Genomic DNA, 6855 nt, shown 5'->3' with positions numbered 1-6855 from the left:
GCTGGCAAAAGGCGAAAGCGTAGAACCGATCGAAGCAAGGCCGGGCGGGGTTATTCGGATTTGGATTGCGGTGATAGCGAGGACGCCATCGTCGGATCGCCGCCCGGAGCAGGCTCGCTCCCACAGGTTTTGAGGTGTGCCCGAAAATAGGCGCTCACCACCGAACCCTGTGGGAGCGGGCTTGCTCGCGAAAGCGGTGGGTCAGGCGGTGACGATGCTGAATGTCCCGCCGTCTTCGCGAGCAAGCCCGCTCCCACATTGATTCACAGTGCAGGCTCAGCGCTGTTTCAACCGGTCGATCACCACCGCCAGCAGCAAAATCGAGCCGCGGATGACGTATTGGTAGAAGGTGTCGATGTTTTTCAGGTTCATCGCGTTTTCGATGATCGCCAGGATCAGCACGCCGGCGATGACGTGACGAATCATGCCGATGCCACCACTCAACGAAACCCCGCCCAAAACGCAAGCCGAGATCACGGTCAGTTCAAACCCTTGGCCGATCATGGGTTGGCCCGAGGTCATGCGCGAAGCCAGGATCACCCCGGCCAAGGCGCCGATCACACCGTGCACCGCGAAGATGATGATCTTGGTGCGATCAACGTTCACCCCGGCCAACAGCGCCGCTTCCTGGTTGCCACCGATGGCCATGGTGTTGCGCCCGTAGGTGGTGTAGTTCAGCAGCCAGCCGAAGAACAGGAAGCAGACGATGGTGATCAGGATCGGCACCGGCACGCCGAACAGCTGGCCGTTGCCGTAGACGAAGAATGACTCCTGGGACACACCCACCGCTTTGCCGTTGGCAAAGATGTAGGCCAGGCCGCGGACGATCTGCATCGTCGCCAGCGTGGTGATCAGCGCATTGACCCGCAGCTTGGCGATGACGATGCCGTTGATCAGGCCGACGATCAGCCCCATCACCAGCGCCGCGCTGATGCCGAGGAACACGCTGTTGGTGTCGCGCATCACCACCGCAGCGACCACGCCGGCGCAGGCGATCACCGAGCCGACCGACAGGTCGAAGTGCCCGGAAGCCAGGCAATACAACATGGTGCAAGCCGCAATGCCGGTGGTGGAAATCGCCAGGCCCAGGCCGCGCATATTCAGCGGCGACAGGAAGTTATCGATCATCAGCGTGCACAGCACGAAGACCCCGATGGCCGCCAGCAACATGGCCCATTCGTCGAGGAAACGACGCATATCCAGGGGTTTGCGTGCCGTTGGCAGTGCATTGTTTTGAATGGTCATGATTACCTCTCAGTTCGCCGCGTCGGCAACGCGTTGGCGTGGCAGCGCCAGTTGCAGCAGGTTGGATTCATTGGCCTGGTCACGCGGCAGCTCGCCGCGCATGGCCCCTTCGCAGAGCACCAGGATTCGGTCGGAAATGCCCATTACTTCCATCAGGTCGCTGGACACCACGATCACCGCGATGCCGTCCGCCGCCAGGTTGTGGATAATCTGGTAGATCTCGGCCTTGGCGCCGATGTCGATGCCGCGGGTCGGCTCGTCCAGCAGCAGGACCTTCATCGGCATCGACAGCCAGCGACCGAGGATCGCCTTCTGCTGGTTGCCGCCGGACAGGTACATGATTTTCTGCCCCGCCGTCGGGGTCTTCACTTTCAGCGCCTTGATCTGTTTCTCGGCGTTGCCCCGCTCCCACTCGCCGCGCAACAGGCAACCCAGTGTGGAGTGGCTGCTGCGGGCACTGATGTTGATGTTCTCGCCTACACTCGCCAGCGGCATGATGCCTTCTTTCTTACGGTCTTCCGGGCAGAGCAGCACGCCGGCGCCGATGGCATCGCGGGGTGAGCGTAGCTTCAGTTCTTTTCCGTGCAGCACCAGCCGCCCTTCCGTCTGGCGCTCCAGGCCGCTGAGCAAGCGCAGCAGCTCGGTCCGACCGGCCCCCACCAGCCCGAACAAGCCAAGGATTTCCCCCTTGTGCACCTGGAAACTCACCGGCTCGCGCAGGCCCGGGCCGAGCAGGTGCTCGACTTGCAGCGCCACTTCACCGCGCTCACGAGCACGGTAGTCGTAGATGTCCTGGATGTCGCGACCGACCATGCAGGTCACCAGTTGGTCGTGGGTCAGCTCGCTCATGTTCTCGAAGGTGCGCACGTAGCGGCCGTCCTTGAACACCGTCACCGCGTTGCAGATCCGGAACACCTCTTCCATGCGGTGGCTGACGTAGAGCACCACTTTGCCCTCGTCCCGCAGGCGGGCGATGATCGCCATCAGACGGTCGATTTCCCGCGCTGAAAGGCTACTCGTAGGCTCGTCAAAGGCAATGACATGAGCGCCACGGGACAGCGCCTTGGCGATTTCCACCAGTTGGCGCTGGCCGAGGGACAGGCGCCCGACTTTTTCCTGGGGGTCGATCTCGTCAGCCAGGCCTTTGAGCAGCTTCAACGCCTGCTGGCGCAGCAGCCCGCGATTGACCAGGCCGAAACGCGCCGGCAAATGGCCAAGGAACAGGTTTTCGGCGACGGTCATTTCCGGCACCAGGTGCAGCTCCTGGTGGATCACCGCCACACCGCTGGCAATGCTGTCGGCGGTGGATTTGAAGGCCATCGTCTGCTCGCCGATCTGCAGCTCGCCGCTGCTCGGGATGTAGGCACCGCCGAGGATCTTCAACAACGTGGACTTGCCCGCGCCGTTCTCGCCCATCAGGGCATGGACCTGCCCCGGATGCGCAACGAAACTGATATTGGCCAGCGCCTGCACGCCGGGAAAGGTCTTGCCGATCCCATTGAACCGCAGGCTGCCGCCGATGCTGTGTTGCTGTGTCGCTGTTTGCGCTTGCATAACCACCTCGAACTTACAGAGATCAAGCGGCCCTGTTGCCAAGGCCGCTTTGAATCAATCAGCCGTCAATTCCACAGACCGATCTTTTCCAGTTCCTGCTTGAAGTTTTCCCGGGTGATCAGCGTGACCTCGTCCATAGCGGTGTACTTGGGTGGCTCCTTACCGGTGGTGACCCACTCGTACATCATCTCGGCAGTCTTGTAGCCTTCGATGTGCGGACTAGGCAGCATCGAACCGAAGAAGCCGCTGTCAGGTTTCTTCAACTCGCCGATGGCGTCGGTGCCGTTGATGCCGATACCGATCACATTAGCCGCCTTGAAGCCAGCGCTTTCGGTGGCGCGCACGCCGCCCAGCACAGTGTTGTCGTTCATGCCGCCGATGATCAGGTTCTTCGCACCGCTGGGCAGTTTTACCAACGCAGAGTTGGTGGAATCCATGCTGCCCGGTACGTCGAGGGTCTTGAGCGCCGAGTAGAGAATGTGGTCTTCCGGGAAGCCGGCTTTTTTCAGGGCATCGACCGAACCGTCGGTGCGCTTCTTGCCGGTGTCCAGCTCGTTGAAGGTGTTGATCACCGCGTAGGTTTCCTTCCAGTCCCAACCGCGTTTTTTCGCTTCAGCGGCCATGGCGGCGCCCTGCTTCTGGCCCACTTCGAACGCGGCCATGCCCAGGTACGGGACGTCCTCCATGAACTTGCCACTGGCGTCGACGAAACGGTCGTCGACGGCGATGACTTTCAAGTCATTGAGTTTGGCCTTGGCCATGATGGCCGGACCGAGCGACACGTCCGGCGGGCAGATCACAAAGCCCTTGGCGCCGTTGGCGGCGAGGCTGTCGATGGCCGAGAGGGTTTTCTCACCATCGGGCACGGCGATCTTGATCACCTTGAAGCCCTTGTCCTTGCCCGCCTTTTCGGCGAACGCCCATTCGGTCTGGAACCAGGGCTCCTCGGCCTGTTTGACCAGGAAGCCGATTTTCACTTCTTCAGCCGCCAGCAAGTTGCAGCTCAGGCTGACCGCGGTTACCGCCAGGGCGGCGCGACACAGGGAACGGATCCCACGAGGATGCTTCATAGTTGACTCCTTGTTTTTTTTATTGAAAGCCAAAACGTCCAGGGGTCTGCTCCACCATCGGTGGACCTGCGCAGGCTGGGCGGTACATCAAGTTGCTACACAGCATAGGCCTGAATAGTCATATCGTATGATGATTGGATGACAGGCGAAGTTTCCGACTGCCACCCAGGAATATTCAGTCGTGATACATGACCGAACGTCCACCATCGATGGTGATGCATGAGGCGTTGATAAACGGTGCTTCATCACTGGCCAGGAACACGGCCGTCATTGCCACTTCGATCGGCTGGCCGATTCGCCGTGGCGGGTGCAGGTCCAGCGCTCTCTGGCGTTCGGCATGGGGATCGGCAAAGCCGTTCCAATAGTCGACGTTCAGCTGGGTCTCGATATAGCCCGGTGCGATGGCGTTGACGCGAACCCCTTTGGCTGCGTATTCGATGCCCAAGGCGCGCGTCAGGCCGAGCAAGCCATGCTTGGCTACCGGGTAGGGGAAACAGCCGGGAATGATGTGGGACGAATGCGTGGACGCGATATTGATGATACTGCCCGCGCCCTGCTCGATCATCTGCGGCAATACCGCCTTGCAACCGTACCAGGCGCCGTCCAGGTCGATGGCGAAGCAGCGGCGCCAGTCTTCTTCGGTCATTTGCAGCGGATCGCGGAAGACGTTGACCCCGGCGCAGTTGACCAACACGTCGATGCGCCCGTGCAACTCGACGGCACGCCGGGCCATGGCGTCCAGGTCTCGTTGCTTCGACACATCGGCCTTCAGCGCCTGCACGTCCGCCCCACGCTCGCGCCAGTGGGCGGCCACTTGCTCGACTTTGTCAGCCTGGATGTCACTGATCACCAGTCGCGCCTGTTGCGAAGCGAACGCCGCGACAATCGCCTCGCCAATACCTTGCGCGGCTCCGGTCAGCAGCACGACCTTGTTTTTCAGGCGCTCGCCCTTGGGTGGTTCCGGCACTGGCGGCAGGGACAGTGGCTCAGCCATGGACCGAGACTCCCGCGCCCAGGCACGACAAAAGCCGGGCATCCAGGGAAGACCGGCTCGACGCTTGCTGAAAAAACACTGGTTCACGTACACCGCCGGGGCGTACGGAGGAAGATCGTTGCATCACTTCACCTGTTTTGTTTTTTTAGTGTGAGTGCGTATTGCTGATGGAGCCGACTATAAACCCGGCCGCCAGATAATCTCAATATATATATTTACATCCCATATTCTGGGATTTAACCAGCAAACCGCGTGCACGCCACGCCCGGCACATCGACCCGCATCGACAGCAGCGCACCGTCCAGCGGATGACCCAATGGGCTCGCCGCGCTGGTGATGTACAACGTCTTGAGATCCGGCCCGCCGAACACGCAGCTGGTGGGGCGACTGACCGGTAGTTCGATCACCCGGTCGACATGCCCATCCGGGTGCAGCCGCAGCAGGCAACTGCCATCCCAACGAGCGTTCCAGATATAGCCCCGGGCATCCATCGCCGAGCCGTCCGGCCCGCCACGGGAATGCGGGCCGAACCAGACCTCGGCAGGCGCCAGGTTGCCCTCGGGGTAGATAAAGTGCCGGTACAACGTGCCATCGAGGCTGTCGCCGAAGTACACCGTGGTGCCGTCAGGGCTCCACAACAAGGTGTTCGGGATGCCCAATCCGCGCAGAAGCGGCATCACCCGACCATCAACGCCGACGCGAAACAGTCCGCCGGAGCGCTGCTCGATAGGCAGGTCTTCACCGTTTTCACCAATATTGTTCTGCATGGTGCCGAGCCAGAGTTGGCCCAAGGCATCGCAGCGAGCTTCGTTGGGGCGGTTGCCGGGCTGGGGATCGGCCATGCACAACAGCGTCAGCCCTGGCTCCAGGCCCGGAGAATCCAGGTCCAGCCGATAGACGCCGCTGCTCAAGGTGACCAACGCATCGCCACTTTGCGTGGGTATAAAGGCCGACACATGCTCGGGCATCTGCCAGATCTGCACATTGGCGCCGATCAGCCGCAGCGCCTGCTTGCCGGCGATATCGACCCAGTACAGCGCCTGGGTCGGTTCATCCCAGAACGGGCCCTCCCCCAGTTTCGCCCGGTGCTCCGTCACAGCCGTCCACTTCATTGAAATCTCCCATTCCCGGTGTGCCTGGCGGTGTCGGTTCGACTGGCCATGACATTGGGGTAAAAACGTTTGATCGCCAGGTCGGCGTTATCGATCAGCGTCATGCAGGCCCAGACACCCCGCGCCGCATCGCGGCCGGCGATGGCTTCGGCGATATCCTTATGGATGGGCAAGGTGCGGCGCAGTTCATCCGGGTCGGCTGCCGACACCTCAAACGACACCGCCAGCAGCGCGCCCAAGGCCGGGACCATTTGTTCGATGAATTGATTATGGCTCGCGGCGAGGATGCACTCGTGGAAGAACTGATCGGCGCGGTTGTAATCGGCGCCGCTGTCCACTGCCCTCTCCAGCGCATGGTAGGCCAGGCGGATCGCCTGCACCTGCTCGCTGGTGGCCCGTTCGCAAGCCCAGCGCACCGCCATCGGCTCGATGGTGCGGCGCAGGTCCAACAAGTCGTCGACGAAGTTTTCCGGCAGGCCACTGCGTGACAGCCACCCCACCACTTGCGGGTCGAACAGGTTCCAGCGCCGCACCGGCAGGACCCGGGTGCCGACTTTCGGCCCGACTTCCAGCATGCCCTTGGCCACCAGGGTCTTGATGGCCTCGCGAATCACCGTGCGACTGACGCCCAGTTGCTCACCCAGGTCCGCTTCAACCTTGATGGCCTGCCCAGGCTTGACCTGGCCGGCGGCTATCCAGCCACCCAGCCAATCGACAGTCGATGCGTGAAAACTGCTGGACATGGAAACCCCGTGGGCTGTTCTTATGGTGGCCCACGCTAATCATCATATGATTGGGTGTCAATCCGAATCTTGCACAAAACAAATGTGGGAGCGGGCTTGCTCGCGAAGGCGGTCAGTCAAATCAATGTTTGCTGATC

6 protein-coding genes are annotated in these 6855 nt (G+C 61.4%); all 6 read right to left on the bottom strand.

The features are described 5' to 3' along the window. Positions 1-276 precede the first annotated feature (276 nt). Positions 277-1245 (bottom strand): L-arabinose ABC transporter permease AraH, encoded by a 969-nt coding sequence (araH, locus tag RGM2987_RS00830; protein ID WP_245138220.1) that lies wholly within the window; start codon positions 1243-1245, stop codon positions 277-279. A gap of 9 nt (positions 1246-1254) precedes the next feature. Then, entirely contained in the window at positions 1255-2799 is a 1545-nt protein-coding gene (araG, locus tag RGM2987_RS00825; RefSeq protein WP_245138219.1) for an L-arabinose ABC transporter ATP-binding protein AraG, read from the bottom strand. 65 nt (positions 2800-2864) lie between these two features. Then, positions 2865-3869: a substrate-binding domain-containing protein gene (locus RGM2987_RS00820; RefSeq protein WP_245138218.1), complete on the bottom strand. Its 1005-nt coding sequence runs from the start codon at positions 3867-3869 to the stop codon at positions 2865-2867. Positions 3870-4044: 175 nt separating this feature from the next. After that, on the bottom strand, positions 4045-4863 hold the full coding sequence (locus tag RGM2987_RS00815; RefSeq protein ID WP_245138217.1) for an SDR family oxidoreductase: 819 nt from the start codon (positions 4861-4863) through the stop codon (positions 4045-4047). 236 nt (positions 4864-5099) lie between these two features. Then, positions 5100-5975, bottom strand: a complete 876-nt coding sequence (locus tag RGM2987_RS00810) for an SMP-30/gluconolactonase/LRE family protein (RefSeq protein ID WP_245138216.1) — start codon at positions 5973-5975, stop codon at positions 5100-5102. After that, on the bottom strand, positions 5972-6718 hold the full coding sequence (locus RGM2987_RS00805) for a FadR/GntR family transcriptional regulator (RefSeq protein WP_245138215.1): 747 nt from the start codon (positions 6716-6718) through the stop codon (positions 5972-5974). Before RGM2987_RS00805 ends, RGM2987_RS00810 begins: the two co-directional genes overlap by 4 nt. Positions 6719-6855: the final 137 nt, after the last annotated feature.

It is taken from the genome of Pseudomonas sp. RGM2987 (assembly GCF_022952855.1).
Lineage (GTDB): Bacteria > Pseudomonadota > Gammaproteobacteria > Pseudomonadales > Pseudomonadaceae > Aquipseudomonas.
The sequence above is the reverse complement of the archived record's forward strand: the minus strand, read 5'-3'. Positions and strand labels throughout refer to the sequence as shown.

Bases quoted from the DNA above. Each gene is read 5' to 3' on its own strand.
- araH (WP_245138220.1), bottom strand. From the start codon at position 1,245: ATGACCATTCAAAACAATGCACTGCCAACGGCACGCAAACCCCTGGAT.
- araG (WP_245138219.1), bottom strand. From the start codon at position 2,799: ATGCAAGCGCAAACAGCGACACAGCAACACAGCATCGGCGGCAGCCTG.
- RGM2987_RS00820 (WP_245138218.1), bottom strand. From the start codon at position 3,869: ATGAAGCATCCTCGTGGGATCCGTTCCCTGTGTCGCGCCGCCCTGGCG.
- RGM2987_RS00815 (WP_245138217.1), bottom strand. From the start codon at position 4,863: ATGGCTGAGCCACTGTCCCTGCCGCCAGTGCCGGAACCACCCAAGGGC.
- RGM2987_RS00810 (WP_245138216.1), bottom strand. From the start codon at position 5,975: ATGAAGTGGACGGCTGTGACGGAGCACCGGGCGAAACTGGGGGAGGGC.
- RGM2987_RS00805 (WP_245138215.1), bottom strand. From the start codon at position 6,718: ATGTCCAGCAGTTTTCACGCATCGACTGTCGATTGGCTGGGTGGCTGG.